At 64.4% G+C, this 20,649-nt stretch carries 22 protein-coding genes; 4 read left to right on the top strand and 18 right to left on the bottom strand.

Annotation, left to right across the window (positions count from 1 at the left end):
• Positions 1-108: 108 nt before the first annotated feature.
• The 8 genes from ACN9MB_RS03580 to ACN9MB_RS03545 form a co-directional block, all read right to left on the bottom strand.
• On the bottom strand, positions 109-1,542 hold the full coding sequence (locus ACN9MB_RS03580; protein ID WP_204635997.1) for a sensor histidine kinase: 1,434 nt from the start codon (positions 1,540-1,542) through the stop codon (positions 109-111).
• Entirely contained in the window at positions 1,539-2,237 is a 699-nt protein-coding gene (locus ACN9MB_RS03575) for a response regulator transcription factor (RefSeq protein WP_204635996.1), read from the bottom strand. Before ACN9MB_RS03575 ends, ACN9MB_RS03580 begins: the two co-directional genes overlap by 4 nt.
• A 109-nt stretch (positions 2,238-2,346) precedes the next feature.
• A complete protein-coding gene (rpoH, locus tag ACN9MB_RS03570) occupies positions 2,347-3,204 on the bottom strand; it encodes an RNA polymerase sigma factor RpoH (RefSeq protein WP_204635995.1) in 858 nt (285 codons plus the stop codon).
• Between the two features lie 184 nt (positions 3,205-3,388).
• Complete coding sequence (gene ung / locus ACN9MB_RS03565) at positions 3,389-4,090, bottom strand: uracil-DNA glycosylase (RefSeq protein ID WP_426270805.1); 702 nt, start codon at positions 4,088-4,090, stop codon at positions 3,389-3,391.
• Entirely contained in the window at positions 4,087-4,929 is an 843-nt protein-coding gene (locus ACN9MB_RS03560; RefSeq protein ID WP_426270804.1) for a response regulator, read from the bottom strand. Before ACN9MB_RS03560 ends, ung begins: the two co-directional genes overlap by 4 nt.
• 137 nt (positions 4,930-5,066) lie before the next feature.
• Positions 5,067-6,068: a permease-like cell division protein FtsX gene (gene ftsX / locus ACN9MB_RS03555; protein WP_426270803.1), complete on the bottom strand. Its 1,002-nt coding sequence runs from the start codon at positions 6,066-6,068 to the stop codon at positions 5,067-5,069.
• Positions 6,065-6,742, bottom strand: coding sequence for a cell division ATP-binding protein FtsE (gene ftsE, locus ACN9MB_RS03550; RefSeq protein WP_204635992.1), 678 nt, complete (start codon positions 6,740-6,742; stop codon positions 6,065-6,067). The genes ftsX and ftsE overlap by 4 nt, the downstream gene beginning before the upstream one ends.
• A 384-nt stretch (positions 6,743-7,126) precedes the next feature.
• A complete protein-coding gene (locus tag ACN9MB_RS03545; protein ID WP_426271880.1) occupies positions 7,127-8,836 on the bottom strand; it encodes a DEAD/DEAH box helicase in 1,710 nt (569 codons plus the stop codon).
• 451 nt (positions 8,837-9,287) lie between these two features.
• On the opposite strand from ACN9MB_RS03545, the gene trxA reads away from it, so the two are divergent.
• Together trxA and rho are read left to right on the top strand one after the other, a co-directional pair.
• Positions 9,288-9,614, top strand: coding sequence for a thioredoxin TrxA (trxA, locus tag ACN9MB_RS03540; RefSeq protein ID WP_204635991.1), 327 nt, complete (start codon positions 9,288-9,290; stop codon positions 9,612-9,614).
• A 182-nt stretch (positions 9,615-9,796) separates the two neighbouring features.
• Complete coding sequence (rho, locus tag ACN9MB_RS03535; protein WP_204635990.1) at positions 9,797-11,545, top strand: transcription termination factor Rho; 1,749 nt, start codon at positions 9,797-9,799, stop codon at positions 11,543-11,545.
• Between the two features lie 72 nt (positions 11,546-11,617).
• On the opposite strand, the gene ACN9MB_RS03530 is transcribed toward rho, so the two are convergent.
• The 4 genes from ACN9MB_RS03530 to ACN9MB_RS03515 form a co-directional block, all read right to left on the bottom strand.
• Positions 11,618-12,196 carry an OmpA family protein gene (locus ACN9MB_RS03530; RefSeq protein WP_204635989.1) on the bottom strand — a complete coding sequence of 193 codons (579 nt, stop codon included), beginning with the start codon at positions 12,194-12,196 and terminating at the stop codon, positions 11,618-11,620.
• A gap of 253 nt (positions 12,197-12,449) precedes the next feature.
• Entirely contained in the window at positions 12,450-12,698 is a 249-nt protein-coding gene (locus ACN9MB_RS03525; protein WP_426270802.1) for a hypothetical protein, read from the bottom strand.
• 85 nt (positions 12,699-12,783) lie between these two features.
• On the bottom strand, positions 12,784-14,334 hold the full coding sequence (locus tag ACN9MB_RS03520; protein WP_426270801.1) for a methyl-accepting chemotaxis protein: 1,551 nt from the start codon (positions 14,332-14,334) through the stop codon (positions 12,784-12,786).
• Positions 14,335-14,468: 134 nt separating this feature from the next.
• Positions 14,469-14,864, bottom strand: a complete 396-nt coding sequence (locus ACN9MB_RS03515) for a GFA family protein (RefSeq protein WP_426270800.1) — start codon at positions 14,862-14,864, stop codon at positions 14,469-14,471.
• Positions 14,865-14,949: 85 nt separating this feature from the next.
• On the opposite strand from ACN9MB_RS03515, the gene ACN9MB_RS03510 reads away from it, so the two are divergent.
• Positions 14,950-15,825 carry an endonuclease/exonuclease/phosphatase family protein gene (locus ACN9MB_RS03510; protein ID WP_426270799.1) on the top strand — a complete coding sequence of 292 codons (876 nt, stop codon included), beginning with the start codon at positions 14,950-14,952 and terminating at the stop codon, positions 15,823-15,825.
• Between the two features lie 114 nt (positions 15,826-15,939).
• Here ACN9MB_RS03510 and rsgA read toward each other — a convergent pair whose 3' ends face one another.
• From rsgA to ACN9MB_RS03485, 5 genes are all read right to left on the bottom strand, one after another.
• Complete coding sequence (rsgA, locus tag ACN9MB_RS03505) at positions 15,940-16,998, bottom strand: ribosome small subunit-dependent GTPase A (RefSeq protein WP_426270798.1); 1,059 nt, start codon at positions 16,996-16,998, stop codon at positions 15,940-15,942.
• A gap of 280 nt (positions 16,999-17,278) precedes the next feature.
• Positions 17,279-17,668 carry a hypothetical protein gene (locus ACN9MB_RS03500; RefSeq protein WP_204635984.1) on the bottom strand — a complete coding sequence of 130 codons (390 nt, stop codon included), beginning with the start codon at positions 17,666-17,668 and terminating at the stop codon, positions 17,279-17,281.
• A gap of 72 nt (positions 17,669-17,740) precedes the next feature.
• The gene (locus ACN9MB_RS03495; RefSeq protein WP_204635983.1) at positions 17,741-18,259 is read right to left on the bottom strand and encodes a PH domain-containing protein; all 519 of its coding nucleotides are present in this window, start codon (positions 18,257-18,259) and stop codon (positions 17,741-17,743) included.
• A gap of 84 nt (positions 18,260-18,343) precedes the next feature.
• A complete protein-coding gene (locus ACN9MB_RS03490; RefSeq protein ID WP_426270797.1) occupies positions 18,344-18,697 on the bottom strand; it encodes a hypothetical protein in 354 nt (117 codons plus the stop codon).
• A 50-nt stretch (positions 18,698-18,747) separates the two neighbouring features.
• Positions 18,748-19,392, bottom strand: coding sequence for a glutathione S-transferase family protein (locus tag ACN9MB_RS03485; RefSeq protein ID WP_426270796.1), 645 nt, complete (start codon positions 19,390-19,392; stop codon positions 18,748-18,750).
• Between the two features lie 112 nt (positions 19,393-19,504).
• Between ACN9MB_RS03485 and ACN9MB_RS03480 the strand changes: the two genes are divergently transcribed.
• Entirely contained in the window at positions 19,505-20,092 is a 588-nt protein-coding gene (locus tag ACN9MB_RS03480; protein ID WP_426270795.1) for a TetR/AcrR family transcriptional regulator, read from the top strand.
• On the opposite strand, the gene ACN9MB_RS03475 is transcribed toward ACN9MB_RS03480, so the two are convergent.
• Positions 20,079-20,522 (bottom strand): hypothetical protein, encoded by a 444-nt coding sequence (locus ACN9MB_RS03475; RefSeq protein ID WP_426270794.1) that lies wholly within the window; start codon positions 20,520-20,522, stop codon positions 20,079-20,081. The two genes, ACN9MB_RS03480 and ACN9MB_RS03475, sit on opposite strands and share 14 nt — an antisense overlap.
• Positions 20,523-20,649 lie beyond the last annotated feature (127 nt).

Here is a 20,649-nt window from a genome sequence, read left to right as displayed (position 1 = left end):
CGCAACTGGATCCCGGCCTGCGCCGGAATGACGGTGGGGGAAACAAGCGGTGCGGAAAGTGCGCGAGTCAGCGAGCAGATGAAGAATTCTTCATCCGCGCCGTCTGCCTCACGCCGTCATCGGCGTGACTTCCGGCACGGAGCGCGACAGGCAGGTGCCCACTTTTTCGTCCGCCGCCAGCGGATAGCAATACAAGGTGAGACGCGCACCGTTGCTGGTGGCGTCGCCGATGTCGAGCGCATAGCCGTGCAGACGCACGATCGCACTGACGATGCTCAGGCCCAAACCGGAGCCACCAGTCGTACGGCTGTTGTCGCCGCGATAGAAGCGGCGCGTCACCGCATCGCGCTCGCCGGCGGGAATGCCGGGGCCGCTGTCGATCACGTCCACGCGCGGGCCGCGCTTGTCCATGCTCGCGCGCAGGCTCACCTTGCCGCCGGACGGCGTGAACTTGATGGCGTTGCCGACCAGGTTCGCCAGCGCTTCGAACAGCAGGTGCGCGTCGGCACGCACCGGCGACAGCGACTGGATCTCGATCTCGAACGACTGCCCACGATCCTCCGCCACCGGCGCGTAGAACTCGTGCACCTGGCGCAGCACCTGCCCCACGTCCACTTCGTCGAAGCACGCGGCGCGATGGCGGTCTTCCAGCTCCGACACGCGCAGCAAGGCGCGGAAGCGGGTCAGCACTTCGTCGATATCGACGATGCACGACTCCACCAGGGCCGACTCGGGTTCGCCGTCCAGCTGCTGCTGCGTGCGATACAGGCGCGCGCGCAACCGCGTCAGCGGCGTACGCAGGTCGTGCGCGATGTTGTCGCACACGCCCTTCACTTCGTTCATCAGTCGCTCGATCTCGCCCAGCATCGTGTTGACGATGCCGGCCAGCTGGTCGAGCTCGTCCTCGCGACGGCTGATCGGCAAGCGCTTGGACAGATCGCCCTGGCGAATCGGATCGGTCGCCTGCTGCAGCTCGCGGATGCGCCGCTGCGGCCCACGGCGCAACAGGAAACCACCGAGCAGGCCCGGGATGATGGTCAGCGAGATGCCCCACAGCAGCGCGCGGCGAATGATCGTGCCGATGCCATCGATGGTGCTGATGTCCTTGGCGATGACCAGGATGTCGCCGTTCGGCAGCGTCGCGGCCAGGCCGCGGGCGCGCACGCGCTCCGCATCGCGGTCGGGACGCGGCAGGCCGTGCTTGAGCAGATGCACCTGGCCATCGCGCAGCAACGAGGTCGGCAAGTGGTCGATATTGCCGGCCACCGGCTGGTGGTCCTTGTCGAACAGGCCCACCGACATGATGCCGTGCGGATCTATGGCGGCGGCCGCATCCACGGTGGCGGCAAGCCTCGCCGGATCGGTCGATTCGATGTAATGCATGCGCTGCTGCAACATCTGGTCGATGACATTGTTGAGGTAGCGCGTGGTTTCCCACTGGATCACGCCGACCAGCACCGCGCCCCACACGACGAACAGGGCGCCGTAGATGACGATCAGCCTCGACGTGGTCGAATGCCAGCGATTGGGACGTTCGTTCATGACACCACCGGAGCAGTTTCATTGGCGGCCGAGAGCATGTAGCCGGTGCCGCGCACGGTATGAATCAACGCGGGCTGGCCGGTGCCATCGATCTTTCGCCGCAGCCGCGCGATATGTACGTCGATCACGTTGGTGCCGGGGTCGAAGTGAAAACCCCACACCGTCTCGAAGATCATCGTGCGGGTGAGCACCTGCCCCGAATTGCGCATCAGGAATTCGAGCAGGCGGTATTCGGTGGGCAGCAAGGTAAGCGGCTGGCCGCCGCGATAGGCCACGTGGCTGACCAAGTCCAGTTCGAGATCGGCCACACGCAAGCGCTGCACGGATTGCGGCTGGCGACGGCGCAGCAGCACTTCCGCGCGCGCCGACATCTCGTCGGGCGCAAAGGGCTTGGTGAGGTAATCGTCGCCGCCGGCACGCAGGCCGCGCACGCGTTCGTCCACGTCGCTCAGGGCGCTGATCATCAGCACCGGCGCATCGCTGCCGGCGCGGCGCAACTCGGCCACCACGTCGATGCCGTCCATGCCGGGCAGCATCCGATCGAGCGTGATCAGGTCGTAATCGCCCTGCAGCGCCTGCGCCAGCCCGTCGCGGCCGTTGGCCACCCACTCGGCCAGCATGCCGTGCACGCTCAGCTCCGCGATGATTTCGCGTGCCGTCGTTTCGTCGTCTTCGATGACCAACACTCGGGGCATGGGAGCACTGACTAACAAGAGTCCTGAGAAGGAAAGCGGGTCAGCCATGACCTGCAAAGCCAAACGGCCCCTGGAGGGGCCGTTGGTCATCTTACGCCTACAGCGAAGATCAGGCGGCGAACAGCCCGCGCATCTTCTTCATGGCGTTGGCCTCGACCTGGCGGATGCGTTCGGCGGAAACGCCGTACTCGTCCGCAAGATCCTGCAACGTGGCCTTGTCTTCGTTGAGCCAGCGGCGCTGGATGATGTCGCGCGAGCGCTCATCCAGGTTCTGCAGCGCGGTCGACAGCGTATCGAGCTGGTTGTCGGCCTGGTCGGCATCGGCCACGTTGTCGTACGGGTCGGCGCCATCGTCGATCAGGAACGCTTCCGGTGCCGGCTTGGCATCGTCCTCGGCATCCGCCGGGGCTTCGAAACCGATGTCACGGCCGGACAGACGCGATTCCATCTCGCGCACCGTCGCTTCGGGCACGCCCAGATCCTTCGCCACCGTGCGCACTTCCTCGGCGTTCATCCAGCCCAGGCGCTTCTTGCTCTTGCGCAGGTTGAAGAACAGCTTGCGCTGCGCCTTGGTGGTGGCGACCTTGACGATGCGCCAGTTGCGCAGGATGAACTCGTGCATTTCGGCACGGATCCAGTGCACCGCAAAGCTCACCAGGCGAACGCCCTGGTCGGGGTCGAAACGCTTCACGGCCTTCATCAGACCGATATTGCCTTCCTGGATCAGGTCGGCGATCTGCAGGCCATAACCGCTGTAGCCACGGGCCACGTGCACCACGAAACGCAGGTGCGACATCACCAGCTTGCGGGCGGACTCCAGATCTTCCTGTTCGTTGTAACGGCGCGACAGCGCCTGTTCCTCGTCCTGGCTGAGCACCGGAATACGGTGGACCGCCGAGATATAGGCATCCAGGCTGCCGACGACACTCGGCACCGGCAGGTTGGCGGTCACCAAAGCTTGAGACATGGACGGAACCTCCTGTGAGGGAATCAGCTTAGCACTCACGTGTTACGAGTGCTAAAGGCCCCGAAAGGTTCCGGGACCTTTGATGTACCGAATAGTACAGGAATTTGAGACACCTGTCCAGCAGGGGCCTCGGGGAGGGTCCACTATGCGTTTTCGGCGGTTCAGCAGCCGTGAAAGGCCCGTTTCAGGCCAGTTCCGAGCGCATCGGCAATGACCAGTCGATGGGCGGCTCGCCGCGGCTTTCCAGGTACTGGTTGGCCGCCGAGAAGTGCCCGCAGCCGATGAAGCCGCGGTGCGCTGATAAAGGAGATGGGTGCACCGAGCGCAAAACGCAATGCCGCCGGCCGTCGATCAGCTGGCCCTTCTTCTGCGCATACGAGCCCCACAGCATGAAGACCAGGCCTTCCCGCTCACGGTTGAGGGCGTCGATGGCCGCATCGGTAAAGCCTTCCCAGCCCTTGCCCTGGTGCGCACCGGCCATGCCCTGCTGGACGGTGAGCGTGGCATTGAGCAGCAGCACGCCGCGGTCGGCCCAGGGGGTGAGGCAACCGTGGTCCGGCGCCCGGAAACCCAGGTCACGCTGGATTTCCTTGAAGATGTTCAGCAGCGACGGCGGCGTGGCCACCCCCGGCCGCACGGAGAAGCACAGTCCATGCGCCTGGTTCGGGCCGTGGTACGGATCCTGTCCCAGGATCACCACCCGCACCGCATCGAACGGCGTGTGGTCGAACGCGGCAAAGATCTCGGGGCCGGGCGGATAGATCACCTTGCCGGCCTGCTTCTCGCTGCGCAGGAAATCGGACAGCGCGCGCATGTCCGGCCGCGCCAGATACTCGCCGATGCGGTCCTTCCAGGACGGCTCCAGCTTTACCGGATGATCGGTCACGCCGCCTCGCCCCGCTCGCGCAGGTGCCGGGACACGCGCAGCTGGAACAGCAGCTTGGTCATCAGCAGTTTTTCCTCGATCGGCTTTTCGACCAGATCGTTGGCGCCGGCGCGCAGCAGCGCGGCCTGGTTGGCCGGATTCTCATCACCCGTCATCACCAGCACGGGCAGCCTGCCCTTGCCGTAGAGGTATTCGCGGCGGATGCGTTCGAGCAGGTCGCCGCCGGTGAGTTCGCCCTTCAGGCTGACGTCGGTCAGCACGATATCGGCACCCACCTTGCCCTCGTCCTTGGCCTTGTCGAGCAGGACCAGCGCGTCCTCCACGCTTACTACGTGATAGACGGTGAGGCCGTGCTTTTCCAGGATACGGCGGGTGGCCAGCGCGACCACGCGGCTGTCTTCCACGTACAGCACTTCGCCCTCGGCCGAATCGCTGGGCTTGACGTAGCCGCGAATGAATTCCGCCAGCGCCTGGAAACCCAGCGACTTGTCGAAGTAATCGGTGACGTGTTCGCCCAGCGTGCGGTTGTGCAGGCGATCGTCCACGTCGCCGGACACCACCACGATGGGCACATAGGCCTGGGCCGCGGATTCGCGCACGTGGCGGGCGAGTTCCAGCCCGTCCATGTCGGGCAGGCGCAGCGAGATAGTGATGAAGTCAAAGGCGGCGCCATCCAGCAGCTCCTTGGCTTCCGCGCCACTGCCGGCGCCCACCACGTCGCTGTCGGGCAGCTCGGCCTTCAGCACACGGGCGATCAGTTGGCGCACCACCTTGGAGCCATCCACCACCAGCACCCTCGGCGCCGTTCCCACCACTCGACTGCTGAAACTTCCACTCATCCCCAATCACCCACGTCGTGGCCAGCGCGTCATGCCGGTGCTTCCTCCGAGCACCCGGTCATCCCGAGCAGGCATGCTGCCCCATCCCCACCAAACTTGCATGACAACGTTGCCGCGGGCGTGAGCCGGCGCACGCTTCATGCGGCCTTGCGCAATTGCCACGCGCTGACCAGACGCGCACCCAGCCAGCCCAGCAAGGCGGCGGCTACCGGTACGGCGGCCAGCAACCATACCGGCAGCACATCGATCGCCAGCTTGCCGGCATAGACCTGGCCCAGGCGCTGCACCGGCTCGGCCAGCGACCACTCCACCAGCACGGCGAAACCCACCGCCAGCACGCCGGCAAACAGCCCGTACCAGATGCCCGCATACAGATAGGGGCGGCGCACGAACGCACGGCTCGCACCCACCAGCATCAGCACACCGATTTCCTCGTGCCGGCTGGCGATGTCCACGCGCACCGTATTGCCCACCACCAGCAACACCGCCACCGCCAGCAGCGCAGCGAGGATCAGCACCACGCGCTGCCCCACGCCGAGCAAGGCTTCCAGGCGCTGGCGCCAGGTGCCGCCGTCCTGCACCTGATCCACGCCCGACATGCCGCGCATCTCGGTCACCAGCTTGTCCACGCTGTCCGCGCTCACATCCGCCTTCGGCTGCACTTCCAGCACGAACGGCAGCGGGTTCACGTCCAGCGTGTGCAAGGCGCCGGAAAAGCCCTGCATCTTGGCCAGTTCGTCCATGCCCTGGTCGGGCGACTTCACCTTGACGCCGGCCACTTCGCCGCGCTCGCGCAGCTTCTTGGCCAGCATGTCCGCCGACGACACGCTCTGTCCCGGCTGCAGGAACACGCTGATGGTCTGGTTCTGGCCCAGCGCATCGCCCATCTTCTGCAGGTTGCCCAGCAGCAGGTAGAAGGTGAGCGGCAGAGCCAGCGCAATGGCCATCACCGCGACCGTGAGCAAGGTGCCCACCGGACGCGACATCAGCCGGCGCAGGCTCGCGGCCGCGCTCCAGCCGTGATGCTCGCGCCAGCTGGCCACCGGCCGCGGCTTGCTGCGGATGCCGCGCGACTGATCGGAGGTCAGCGGGCTTTCCATGGGAAATTCTTTCTGGGGAAATTCAGACTGGTTGCTCATAGCACCTCCTGTGCGGCCACGTCGGCCACCAGGCGACCGTGATCGAGCACAATCACGCGCTTCTTCATGCGCTTGATCAGCGGCAGGTCGTGGCTGGCGATCAGCACGGTGGTGCCCACGCTCTGGAATTCGGCGAACAAGCCCATGATTTCCACCGCTAGCGTGGGATCGAGATTGCCGGTGGGTTCGTCCGCGATCAGCAGCGTGGGCTTGGCCACGATGGCGCGGGCGATGCCCACGCGCTGCTGCTCGCCCGCCGAAAGCGTGGCCGGCAGTTGCCGTTCGTAGGAAAGCAGGCCCACCTTTTCCAGCGCGGCGCGGACGCGCTTGCTGCGTTCGGCAGGCGCCATGCCGCCGATCATCAGCGGCAGCTCGACATTGGCGAAGATGGTGCGATCCATCAGCAAGCGGTGATCCTGGAACACCATGCCCAGGCGGCGGCGCAACTTGGGAATGCCTGCGCGGCCGATCTTGGCCAGGTTCTGCCCGTCGAGGGTGACGATGCCGTGCGAGGGCCGCTCGATCAGGCCGAGCAATTTGAGCAAGGTGCTTTTGCCGGCGCCCGAGTGGCCGGTCACGAAGGCCATCTCGCCGGTCGCCACTTCAAAGGAAAGTTGCGACAGGGCCTCGTGGCCGCCTTCATAGCGTTTGCTGACTTGGTCGAAGCGGATCACCGCGTGTCCCCGATCCTGAAGAGCCTGCCCAATATCTTCCAATGGCCCGCGTTGTCCATCTGCGCTCACCGGGGAGTGGAGCGTGGCGCAGCGCCTGACTGGTGGTCAGGTCAAGCCGCGCACCGCTTCCCGGTGAGCGCAGATGGACAACCCTTCGGGCCGGGTCTGTTTGCCCGCCTGCCTGCGTCATCACTCAGTCGTGTATCGACATACACTCCCTCGTTCTTCCTTGACTGGCGGGCAAACAGCTCCCGGCGCGGGCCATTGGAAGATATTGGGCAGGCTCTAGCCGAAGGATAAGGGATGCGCGCGTGAAGGTCAGTGCTTTTGCGCAGCCGCGCTGCCGCGGGTTCAGCCCGCGACAGCCCTAGGTAAACAAGATGCTCAGCGACCGGTGAACAAACGGCTCAGTCGACGGAAGAAGCCGACCTTCTTCGGCGCTTCCAGCGCATCACCCGTCTTGCTCGGCGTGATGGCCACGTGGCGCGACGGACGCGAGTGGGCGCTCTCGCCATTGCTGCGCTCACGCGGCGGACGACGCTCGCCACGCGGCGCGCGCGTGCCTTCGGCGGCCGTGTTGGCCGTACCCTCGGCGACGGCGACGTCACCTTCGCGACGACGGTTGCGACCGCCACGACGGCGGCGACGCTTGCGCTCGGCAGCCTCGCCCGTTTCGGCCTGGACCGCAGCCGGAGCGGCGTCCTTCTGCACCGCGGCTTCGGCCACCGGCGCTTCGACGCGCGGCTTCCTCGGCTCACGCGGCTTGTCGCTACGCGGGCGATCGCTACCGCGACCACCGCCGCTGCGCGGACCCTTGCGGGGCGAACCGTCCTTCTCGCGCTGCTCGACCTTGTCGCCGAACGCGGCGCTGTCGGCAGCGACTTCCGCCATGTACTGGGCATCCTGCTCGCGCGGCTTGGGCATCACCAGCAGCTCGGCTTCGATGTTCGCCACCGGGATGCGCTGACCGATATAGGTCTCGATATCGGGCAAACTCATCGCGTAGAGGTCGCAGGCGAAGCTGATCGCATCGCCCTCGGCGCCCAGGCGCGCGGTGCGGCCGATGCGATGCACGTAATCTTCCGCATCCTGCGGCAGGTCGTAGTTGAAGACGTGGCTGACGGCCGGGATGTGCAGGCCGCGCGCGGCCACGTCGGTGCACACCAGGATGTCGAGCTGGCCTTCCTGGAAACGCTGCAGCAGCTTCTGGCGCTTGAGCTGGGGCACGTCTCCCGACAGCGCACCCACGCGGTAGCCGTAGCGCTTGAGGCGATCGGTGATCTTCTCGGCGGCGGCCTTGGTGTTGACGAAGATGATGCTGCGCTCGGCCTTGGTGCGCTCGAGCAGGTTGAGCAGCAGCGGCATCTTCTCTTCCTTGGCGGGGAAGTAGACCAGCTGGCGCACGCGGTCAGCGGTGACGTTTTCCGTCTCCACTTCCAGCTTTTCGGCGTTGTGCATGTGCTCGTAGGCCAGCTCCAGCACGCGATGGCTGAGCGTGGCGGAGAACAGCAGCACCTGGCGCTGCTCGCGCGCCGGCAGGCGGCGGAAGATGAAGCGCACGTCCTTGATGAAGCCGAGGTCGAACATGCGGTCGGCCTCGTCGATCACCATCACTTCGACGGCGTCGAGGCTGAACACGTGCTGCTTGAAGTAGTCCAGCAGGCGGCCCGGCGTGGCGATGATGATGTCGCAGCCGTCCTTGAGCTGTTGGCGCTGCTTGTCGTAATCGACGCCGCCGTAGATGAGCGCCGTGCGCAGGCCGGTGTAACGGCCGACGGACTTGGCGTCCTTCTCGATCTGGATGGCCAGCTCGCGGGTGGGCGCAATGACCAGGGCGCGCGGATCGCTGTCCTTGCGCTCGGCCACGGCCGGCGTGGTCAGCAGGCGATTCATCATCGCCACCAGGAACGCGCAGGTCTTGCCCGTGCCCGTCTGTGCCTGGCCGGCGACGTCGCGTCCGGCCAGCGCGACCGGCAGGGTCAACGCCTGGATCGGCGTGCAGCGGGTGAAGCCCGCTTCGTCGAGGCCTTGCTGGAGCAGCGGATGGAGGTCGAAATTGGTGAAAAAGGTATCGGTGAGTACGGTTTGGGACATTGCCATATGGGATTTGATGCAGGCAGCGCCGTGAGGCGGCCGCCTGGCTCCTTGCCGGTGAGACGCAAACAAGGAACGGGTGGATGGTCGGCGCGGCCGGGACGTGGCGACAGGCGGAATCCATGCGGATTGCGCGGGCCGGCGACACGTGTCCCAGGCTGGCGCCGGCGGGAGCGGCGACGTTGCGACAGCTCCGCTGGCATAGGTCAAAGCACTGCAATCAGCTAAGCCCTTGTTCAACAAGGGCTTCCCTTTCACCTATGTCAACGGAGCCGTCCTTGGCCGCCCTTGAATCGCTTGAATCGCGCCCCGAGTTACGTTGCAATGGAGGCCTGCCGCAACGGCTTGAAGACTTCCTTTCGGTACGACCCCGCGTTTCATGGGCACCCCAGTGTAGCCGATGCTGGGCGCGCGGTCGTGAAACCCTCATACGCTACCTTCGGAGACCCCGGTGAGCGACCTGATTACCCATGTAAGCGATGACGCCTTCGAGCAGGAAGTGCTCAATTCCGATACCCCCGTGCTGCTCGACTTCTGGGCGGAATGGTGCGGCCCGTGCAAGGCCATCGCGCCGATCCTGGACGAGCTGGCCCAGCAGTACGAAGGCAAGCTGCGCATCGCCAAGATCAACATCGACCACAACCAGAAGACGCCCCGCAACTACGGCGTCCGTGGCATCCCGACCCTGATGGTGTTCAAGAACGGCAAGGTCGAGGCCACCCAGATCGGTGCCGTCAGCAAGGGCGCGCTGACCCAGCTGATCGAGAAAGCCATCTAAGAGCCTGTCATCCAGGCCCTTCAGAAAAATATTTCTGAACTTTACCGGCCGCGGCGCTTTACGCCGCCGCGGACCGGGTGCTAGATTCGTTTGACGTTCGTCGGGACAGTCCTGTCCCCCGCGCCATCCGCGCGACGCAACCCTCCCTCCTTTTTTCAACGGCGCCCCGCAGAGGTTTGCCCGTGTCCGATATCGAAAGCAAAGATTCAAACGACGCCAAGAGCGCCGACGCCAAGCCTGTGGCTGAAACCCGCACGCGTGCACCACGCAAGTCCGCTGCCGCCGCTGCTGCCGAAAGGGCAGAAAAGCAGGCCCAGTTGGACATGCCGCCGCTGCCGCCCGTAGAACGCGCCGCACCGCCCGCCGTCGAAAGCCACGCCCCCGCTTCCGCGCCGGCCGCCGACTCGGCGTCCAACGACGGTGGCCAGCGCCAGCCGCAGGAAGCCCGCGAGGGCGGCCAGCAGCAGAACGGCCAGAACGGCGGCAACCCGAATTTCAACCGCAATGACCGCAACGACCGTGATGGTCGGGGCCGTCGTCGCCGCCACGAGCGCAACCAGCCGCGCGGCCCCGGTGGCCAGGGCGGCGGTGGCGGTCAGCAGCACGCCCGCAACAACAACGGCCTGCCGGTGGACGACGAGTACGCCGACGCCGGCAGCAACGACCGCCTGATCAACCTGACCGAGCTCAAGCGCAAGAATGCGCTGCAGCTGCTGGAATTCGCCGAGTCGCTCGGCGTGCAGGAAGGCGTGGCGCGTGCCCGCAAGCAGGACGTGGTGTTCAACATCCTCAAGGCGCATGCCCGCTCCGGCGGCGGCATCTGGGCCGAGGGCGTGCTGGAAATCCTGCAGGACGGCTTCGGCTTCCTGCGCTCGGCCGACGAGTCCTACCTGGCCGGTCCGGACGACATCTACGTGTCGCCCAGCCAGATCCGCCGCTTCAACCTGCGCACCGGCGACTACATCACCGGTCGCGTGCGCCACCCGAAGGAAGGCGAGCGCTACTTCGCGATGCTCAAGGTCGACGACATCAACGGCGATCCGCCGGAGGCGTCGAAGAACAAGATGCTGTTCGAGAACCTCACCCCGCTGTTCCCGCGCAAGGCTTTCAAGCTCGAGCGCGGCAACGGTTCCAGTGAGGACATCACCGGCCGCATCCTGGACCTGGTGGCGCCGATCGGCCGCGGCCAGCGTGGCCTGATCGTCTCGCAGCCGAAGTCCGGTAAGACGATGATGCTGCAGAACATCGCGCAGGCCATCACGTACAACCATCCCGACGCGCACCTGATCATGCTGTTGATCGACGAGCGTCCGGAAGAAGTGACGGAAATCGCCCGCACCGTGCGTGCCGAAGTGATCTCCTCCACCTTCGACGAGCCGGCCGTGCGCCACGTGCAGGTGGCCGAAATGGTGATCGAGCGCGCCAAGCGCCTGGTCGAGCACAAGAAGGACGTGGTGATCCTGCTCGACTCGATCACCCGCCTGGCCCGTGCCTACAACACCGTGGTGCCCAGCTCCGGCAAGGTGCTCACCGGTGGTGTGGACGCCAACGCCCTGCAGCGTCCCAAGCGCTTCTTCGGCGCCGCGCGCAACGTGGAAGAAGGCGGCAGCCTGACCATCATCGCCACCGCGCTGACCGACACCGGCAGCAAGATGGACGAGGTGATCTACGAAGAGTTCAAGGGCACCGGCAACATGGAAGTGCACCTGAGCCGCCGCATCTCCGAGAAGCGCGTGTACCCGGCCATCGACATCAACCGCTCCGGCACCCGCCGCGAGGACCTGCTGATCGAGCCGGACATGCTTTCGAAGATCTGGATCCTGCGCAAGCTGCTGCATCCGATGGACGAGCTGGCCGCGATGGAGTTCATGCTCGACAAGATGAAGAACACCAAGTCCAACGACGAGTTCTTCAATTCGATGAAGCGCTGATCGCTCGTCGATAGCTCTACACAAAGGCCGCCCTCGGGCGGCCTTTGCTTTTGCAGTGAATCAATCGCAGGCTCAGGTGCCCGCGAAATCCGTGGTCAGCGACACGCGACGATTGGGCATGCCCTGCTCTCCCGTGGCACCCTTCACGACCTGGCGATTGCTCACCTTGCCGTAACCCACCGCGCGCACCTGGTCGGCGTTGAGGCCGCCCGTCTGCACCAGATAGTCACGCACCGCCTGCGCCCGCTTCAGTGCGAGCTGCTGGTTGTAGCCGGCCGGCCCGGACGGATCGGCGAAGCCTTCGGCGGTGATCACCGCGTTGGCATGGTGATCTTTCATCACCTTGGCGAAATCATCGAGCCGTTGCTTGTCCTCGTCGCGCAACGTGCTCTGGTTGGTGTCGAAGTGCGCAATCGTGTCCACGCTGATACGGCCTGCCATGGCCGTGATCTGGGTGTCGTATTGGGCAAACTTCGTGTGCATCTCCTGCGTGATCGCATCGATCTGTTGTTGTTGCTTTTGATCGTTGCTACGCAGCTCCGCGATGGTTGCATCGTAATCGCTTTTCTTGACGTAGTTGCTGCAGCCACAAAGTACGGCGACGAACAGCACAGCCACGCCACGACCGATGCGAGAGCGGGTAATTGCCATGTGGATATCTCCTCTCGTTAGCGGTGCGCCAACGCTGGCCGCCGTGGGCGACGAGCGCATTCGCACAAGGAGTATGCACGGTGGGCGTCAAGCTGACGCCAATATGCTGAATTGCCTGTTTGGACGTCTATTTGCCAATCGCAGGCGCGCGAAAACCGCAGCCATGCCCCTCATGGCCGCAGTCCATTCCACCATGCGCCAAAAATCCAAAACACCGCATGAATACGGCTGAGAAAACAGGCCGGCGGACGGCTCAGGACCGGCCACTCACCTTGCGAAAGCGCCGCTCCTGCACGATCCACATGGCCACACCGAAGCCGGCGCCGGCGATCGCCACCCACAACAGGGCCGACTGCGCCACCGTGAGGCGCGGATGGGGAATCACATAGGTCATGATGAGAAACATGGGCAGGCCGTAGAACACCACGCCGTTCAACAGCACGTAGCGGAGCGCTCCCTGCGTCCGGATCCTGGACCAACGATCGAATTCCTTGCCTTGCATGCGTGCCCCCGAAGCTCCGCTCTGAGTTGGAACATGCAGGGAACGCGCGAACAGGTCATGCGTTGAATCGGACCGGCCGATTCGTTCAGCACCGGGACCCAGGCTGGCCCTGCAGGCTGAAAAACGCCATCTGGTTCACAAGCGCCTGAGACAGGTCCAGGGTGTTGCGGCTGGCAGCGCCGGCCTGCTCCACCAGGGCAGCGTTCTGCTGGGTCACTTGATCCAGTGTGATCACGGCAGTGTTCACTTGCCCGATACCAGCGGCCTGTTGCTCGGTGGCGGCAGCAATGATCTCGATGATCGTGGTGACCTCGCGCACGTCGCCGGCGATGTGATGGAGCGCATCGCCCGTGCGCTGCACCAGCGTCGCGCCTTCGAACACTTTCTCCGTGGTGTACTGAATCAACGACTTGATGTTCTTCGCGGCGGCGCCGCTGCGCTGCGCCAGGTTGCGCACTTCCGTCGCCACCACGGCGAAGCCGCGACCTTGATCGCCTGCACGCGCCGCCTCGACGGCAGCGTTGAGCGCCAGCAGGTTGGTCTGGAACGCGAGCTCGTCGATCATGGCCACGATCTCACCCACTTGCCCGCTTGCCTGCGTGATCGCATCCATCGCGTCCACGGCGGAGCCAGCGATGACGCGACCATCCTCGGCGTGCTCACGCGTGCGTACCGCCATGTCGCGCGCCCGGCGCGCGCCCTGCGCATTCTGCTTCACCGTGCTCGACAACTCTTCCATCGAGGCGGCGGTTTGTTCCAGCGAACTCGCCTGTTCCTGCGTGCGCTGCGACAGGTCATCGGTGCCCTGCGACAGATCGCGGGCGGCCATCGTGACCTGCTCGGCGACGTCGCGCACCTGCGTGACGATGCTTGCGAGTTGGCGATCCATCGCATCGAGCGAATGCAACGTGCCGCTGAATTCATGGTTGCCCGCGATCACGGTCGCGTTGTTGAGCTTGCCCCGTTGGATGGCACCGGCCAGTTGACGGGCTTGTTCGAGCGGATGCGTGATCGTACGCGTCAGCGCCAACGCCGCAGCGGCCAGGAATACGAGGGCCAGCGCCAGTACGGCAAGCACCATGTGCCAGGTAAGGCGGAAACCGATCGCGGCGGCTCGCGCGGAGTCTGCCGCCTGTTCCGCATTGATCACCCTCAAACGATCGATAAGGGCCATGGCGCGTCCCATCGATTCGGCCACCTTGCCCAGATCAAGCCGGCGCGCCTCGTCTGTCTTGCCGGCATCGAGCAGGTCGGCTTCGTGACTGATGTCGGGCGCGATGTCCGCCATCAGGCCGGCAAATTGCGTAGCCATCGCCCGCTCCTCGCCCTCCGCGACCAAGGCCGGGTCGTAACGTTTCCATGCTTCCGCAAGGCGGTCGTGACCGAATTTGATCCTGGCGCGAACATCGCGAAACGAGGGATCGAACAGCGCTTTATTGAGTGCCAGCCGATCGTCCACGATGACCGCGCGCGCCGTGCCGAGCTCAACAATCGCCACCACGTTGTTCCGATACATGTCGTCGACCGTGGCATAGGTGTTGTGCACGCCGTACAGGCCAATCAGGCCCAACGCCAAAGCAATACCCAGAGCGAGGCTCATGGTCGCGATGATTCGCAGACGAATAGTGAAACGCATGGCGCTGACTTCCCTGATCAGGATGGCTCATCCTGTTAGGGAGATCGGCGCAATTAGCGCACCCTTGACGGAAAATAGTCCGCGCAACACGGTAAGCCAGCGCCGACACAGCGCCCATCAACCGCGCGAACGCGTCAATCCATGTGTTCGATGCCGTCCGGCAGCGCGATCCACGGATGCATGCATTCCTCGAATACGGAGATGCTCGGCGCGGGGAAATCCGGATTGGAAAACGCACCCACGGGTACGCCGATCAGGCCCTCGACCGAGTCGAGCCGGTAGTACACCGTGGCGCCGCACACCGGGCAGAAATGGAAGGTAGCGGAGCCACCCGAATCGCCGTGCCGCACATAGGCCGTGGAGTTGCCGCGAATCACCAGGGCACTCTCGCGAAACCGCGCCTGCACGCCGAACACGCTGCCGGTGCGGCGCTGGCAGGCGTTGCAATGGCAGATCGAGACGCGCAAGGGCTCTTCCGTGGCGCGGAGCATGAGCTGACGGCAACTGCAGGTGGCAACGCGCTGTGGCATGGCAGGGTCTTGAGTGCGAAGAACGAGGCGACGCGCGCACTATACGCGGACGCCTGCGGCGGGGGTGTCTCATCGGCAAAGGCTCATGCTACGGTCGACACACCCATCCTCACGGAGCGTGCTCGTGACCTTCCCCCGTGCCTGGCTTGCCGCCACCCTGCTGCTCACCCTGGTCAGTTTTCCGCTCGCCGCGCAGACCTTGCGCGTGATGAGCTTCAACGTGCGAGTGCCCGTGGCCGCCGACGGCCCGAACCGCTGGGAAGCGCGGCGCGATCTGATGGTACGCACCATCCGCGAACAGCATCCCGACCTGATGGGCACGCAGGAGCTGCATCAGGAACAAGGCGACTACATCGTCTCCAAGCTGCCCGAGTACACCTGGTTCGGCATTGATCGCCGCGGTGGTCACAGCGACGAACACATGGGTGTGTTCTATCGCAAGGACAAACTCGTGCTGAAGGATTCGGGCAACTTCTGGCTATCGGATACGCCCGATGTACCCGGCAGCATCACCTGGGGCCACCCCTTCCCGCGCATGGTGACGTGGGCCTTGTTCGAGGACAAAGCCAATCACCGCAGCTTCTACTACTACAACACGCACCTGCCCTATCAGGAACAGGACGAACCCGCGCGCGTCAAAGGCGCCAAGGAAATCGTGAGCCGCCTAGCCGCACTGCCAGCGAACGCACCCTTCATCCTCACCGGCGATCTCAACACCGACGCCAACAGTCCCACCTATGCGGAGCTGACCAAGGTGCTGACCGATACGCGCAAAGTGGCGCCGAAAGTCGAAGGCCCGGAAAAGACCTTCCACAACTTCACCGGCAACCCGACCGAGCACATCGACTTCATCCTCGAACGCGGCTTCAAGCCGACTTACTTCGCCACGGTGACGACGCAGCAGGATGGGCGTTATCCGTCCGATCATTTCCCGGTGGTGACGGACCTAAGCTGGAAGTAGCACCAACCGCGCCCGACCCTCTGTGGGAGCGCACTTGTGCGCGACTGGGCAAGCCTCTGTCGCGCACAAGTGCGCTCCCACACAAGCCAACCATGATGAGGGCGGGGCGATACATCACCGTCCCAGCCTATCCCGCTTCGCCCGCATCACCTGCTTCGCCATCGCGCCGAACTGACGGCTCTGTTCCCGCTGCTCGCGCAGACTCTGCTGCGCACGCATTGCTTCACGCAGCAGCTTGCGGTAGTTGGCAAGGCGACGCGCATCCAGCGCACCCTCGGCAACAGCGGTCTCCACCGCGCATCCCGCATCGCCATCATGGTGACAATCGCGAAACCGGCATTGCGAGGCGAACGCCACCACATCGGCGAATACCGTCTCCAACTCCGGCTCGGCCGTCGCCAGGCGCAACTCGCGCATGCCGGGCGTATCGATCACCCAGGCGCCCGATGCCGTGGAAAACATCTCGCGCGCCGTGGTGGTGTGGCGGCCACGGGCATCGTCTTCGCGAATGCCGGAAGTCAGTTGCTCGGCCTCGCCGATCACGCGGTTGGTGAGCGTCGACTTGCCCACGCCCGACGAGCCGACGAACGCCACCGTCTTGCCCGGCGCCAGCCACGGTTCGAGCTGTGCCACCGAGGCATCGTCCAGCGCGTTCACCGCAATCACCGGAACGCCGATCATCAGCTGCTCGGCGTCGGCGACATAACCGGCCACGCCTTCGCCGATATCGGCCTTGGTCAACACGATCACCGGTGTCACGCCCGCATCGAGCGCAAGCGTGAGGTAGCGCTCCAAACGCGAGGGATTGAAGTCGTCATTGCACGACGACACCACGAACAACACATCGAGATTGGCCGCAATCGACTGGCGTTGATGATCGCCACCAGCCGCCACCCGCTCCACCAGCGACCGCCGGTCGAGCACGCAGCGCACGCTATCCGCATCGTGCTCGACCATCACCCAATCGCCTACAGCCACATTGGCGTGGGCGTCGGACAGCTGATGCGGCAGCACCACCGAACCGTGACCGCGCGAAGACAGCACCGCTAGCCCACTGCGATGCACGGCGGCCACGCGTGCCGGATAGCCAGCCTCGAAATCGGCCAGCGTCAGCTGCTGTGCGTACTCAGCGCGCCAGCCGAGCTGGTGCAGCGAAAACGTCTGAGAAGACATGGAAACACCCTGGGAACAGAGAAAACGACGGCCACGCAAGAGGGGCCGAACGAGATGCCGGGGTGCGAAACGAGAAATGAAGCGCGAGCCAGCCGAGGGCTGGCAGGAACATCAGAAGCGCGACGACCCGGCAGAGGCTGCAGCTACAACATTCATTGTTATTTCCTCCTAAGGCTGGGTTGACGGGAGGCGCAGAGTAGCGACGCCACGCATGGCTTGCAAGTACTTATTTTCGTTAGGTGTTACGCAAACCGAGGGCGTGACATGCTTCCTCTCGAAACTAGTCGCCGAAAGCCGCCTTGTAGGCCGCCCTGTCGACGACCAACGCGTGGCGTGCACGCTCCTCAGTGAGTCGACGCCATGTCCACGTGTAAATCATGGCACCGCGTCCATTCTCACGGTTTCCCTGCACCATGGCCAATAAGTAAGCATTGTGGGGGCCTCGACAAATCCAAGACGCGTTACAAGCGCACTTCTCAAGAAAGGTGCGCGAGCGATAAAGCACGGTGACTTTGCCGGCAGGCACTTCCTCATCGTCTATGGGAATCGTCTGTTCTGCAAAGGATGCCTGCATGCCATTGTCCAGCCCCCGCGACGACAAGTAGTAACCGACCACCGGTGACACGATGGCGAGCAGAGCGAAAAGACCGATGGCCCACATGTCATCCATATCCGCCAGCTCCCTGCCTGCATGGGTCGGTCACACCACAGAGCGGGCGGCGCCCGCCTGCGCGTTCCATCTTTACATCTGCTCCACTGGCAACACCCGCCGACGTGAGCGCTCGCGCAGCGAACAATCTCGCAGCGTATCGGCCATCGCCTCCAGGTTCGGGATGCCATACAGGTACACCGACGTCATGCCCGCATCGGACGAATGCAGATGCACCGTGCTGTAGCCCAGCAAACGCTGCCCCAGCGGCTTGTGCAGGTCGATGTGGTCCACGCGGAACAGTTCCAGGTTGTCCTGCATCTTGGAGAACAGTCCTCGCTCGATGCGCACGCGCTGCGTGGTGATGGTGAAGCGCGTGGAGAGGCTGCGGATCCAGTAAACCAGCAAGGCGATGCCGAGGGTGACGACGATGAGCAGGTACTGACCCGCCGAATACACCACCGCCGGATGCCCTTCGAAAAGAGTCCGTTCCGTCGTGGCCTCACGCGCCGCCACATAGGCATCGATATCCGTACCGCAGAACCGGCACTTGTGCGCCGTGGCCATGATCATCTCGCCACAGGCCGGACACGGCTTACGCTGCTCGTCCATCTCTCACCCCACTGGTTGGTCCCGTGAGGATTATGCGGCCTGCGGCGGCCCACTGGCTGAGCGAACGGCTAACCCCGCCCCGATTCACCCTGGCAGCGGCAGGCACTCCATGATTTCCACCGAATCGCCCGGGAAGATCGAGAAATGGGGGTGGCCCTCGAACAGCTTGGCCGCCGCCTCCTGCGATTCGGCCCGCACCACCGTGTAGCCCGTCATCTGATTGCGGATGCTCTGGATGCCGCTCCTGGAGGTACGCAGCGTTTTGCCGAGCGGCGTGCCAACATCGACAATGACATCCTTATGCGCCTGCACCCACGCGCCCCAGGCCTGAATGCCCTGCTGCGTCCGCGCCTGCCGCTCCGCTTCGCTCAACTCATCCCAGCCCGATGCCTTGTGCGTCGCTTCCGAGCCGATATAGACCGCGAGAAACTGTTTCATGGTTGCCTCCTGGGTGAATGGACGGATAGTGCCAAGATCACGTTTCAGTCCTACGCCAAGGCGCCTTCTTTCTTGGCAGCGGCGGCTGGCCACGGGTCGGCCCAGGCCGGCAATTGCATCAAGCCATCGAGCCAGCGCACCACATTCGGATAATCACCGAGTGGCATCTGCGAACGCCGCCACTCGCAAGCCATCGAAGCGAGTTGGAAGTCGGCAATGGTGAGGCGGTGGCAGGCGACGAATGGCCGGCCCTCCAGATGCTGGTTCAACACGGCCGCGAACTTCTTCAGATCGGGCATCACCGCCGTCATCTCCGCCTCGTCGGGCTCGCCGATATGGAAAGTCGCCTTCACCACATGCTCGAAGTAGAACGGCGCCACTGCGCTCGCCCAATGCTGGTCGTTCCACGAGAGCCAGCGCAACACCTCTACCTGTTCGGCGGGGTCGCGCGCCGGCCACATGTCCGAGCCGTGCTTGATGCACAGGTAGGCCATGATCGCGGACGACTCCCACAGCACCGTATCGCCATCGACCAGGGTGGGCGCCTTGCGATTGGGATTGAGCGCGGTATAGGCCGGCGTTTTCAGGCCGCCGCCCATCAGGTCCAGCTCGATGCATTGCGCCTCGATGCCCAGGTGCTTGACCAGCGCCAGCACGCGGCGCGGCGCCTGGGCCTTGATCCAGTAGATCTTCATGCCTTCCTCCGCTACGGGGTTCGGTTACCGGCGACCACCTTACCCGGCCGCAAAATATGTTAAAGAACATAATTTAAGCGCCTGCTATACCTGTCCCACGGAGGTTGCAGCCATGCCATACAGTCCCGAGCACAAGGTGCAGACGCGAGCACGCGTGGTCGAATCCGCGCGGCGCCTGTTCAATCGCCACGGTTTCGAGCAGGTCACCATCGACCAGGTGATGGCCTCCGCCGGGCTCACCCGCGGCGCGTTCTACCACCACTTCGACAGCAAGGACGAGCTCTACGCCGCCGCTGTCGCCAGCTTCACCAGTTGCAACCCGTTCGCGGTGAAAACGGCGCAATCGGCAGAAACCATCGACGATCCGAACCAGATGGCGCAGATGCTGATCGATCTCTATCTCAGCGACGAAGTGCTGGAGAACATCGACATGCACTGCCCGCTCTATGCGTTGCCTTCCGACGTGGCGCGCGCCGGGCTGGAGCCGCAGCAGGCCTATACCGATCTGATCCGCGGCATGCGGCACATCTATCGCGTGGCGCTCAATGGCATGCGCGATGCGGACCGGCGCGCCGATGCCATGGTCTCGCTATGCGTGGGCGGCATGGTGCTGGCGCGCACCACCAACGATCCGGAATTGCGCACGTCGCTCCGTGCATCGGCACGGCATCAGGCGCTGGCCCTGCTCAAGACGGAGTAGCGCCGGCGCCGCTGTCCCTGGGCACGTTCGCGTCGATCCAGTGGATGATGAACTCATCGAGCGCCACTCGCTCGGGAACCTCGATACCCGCCTCACGCACGAACACGGCTGCCGCCTTGATCAACGACTGCCTCGAAAGACTGCTGGCCTGGCGCGCAGCGGCCTGCTTCTGCCGCAGCTGCACGATATGCGCCGACGGTTTCCCCGGCTTGGCGTACTTCTGGTAACGGCGCAATTCGTCGGCCGCCAGGGTGGTATCGAACGCTGCCTGCAAGGTGGCCTTGCGAGCCCGCAGGAGTGCCATCAGAGCCTCCGTGAGGGCACCGGCATCGCCCCGCCCCGGCAGCACGCGCGCCAGCGCAGCGGGGCCATCGGCTCCCTGCAGATCGGCGAAGAAAGCGGCGTAGGGGAAAGGGGCAGAGGGGGTCATGGCGATGGCCGGATGCAGATGGCCTCGCACCATACGCGCTTGCGGTTCGAACTGCGACGAAGACGGTTGCAGGGTGAGGCACGTTGGTCGCGCACAGGGTGCGCTCCTACAGGATATTCGATCGAGT

The organism is Dyella kyungheensis (assembly GCF_049913195.1).
Lineage (GTDB): Bacteria > Pseudomonadota > Gammaproteobacteria > Xanthomonadales > Rhodanobacteraceae > Dyella > Dyella kyungheensis.
Note: the sequence above shows the minus strand (reverse complement) of the source record. Positions and strands in the feature narration are given on the sequence as shown.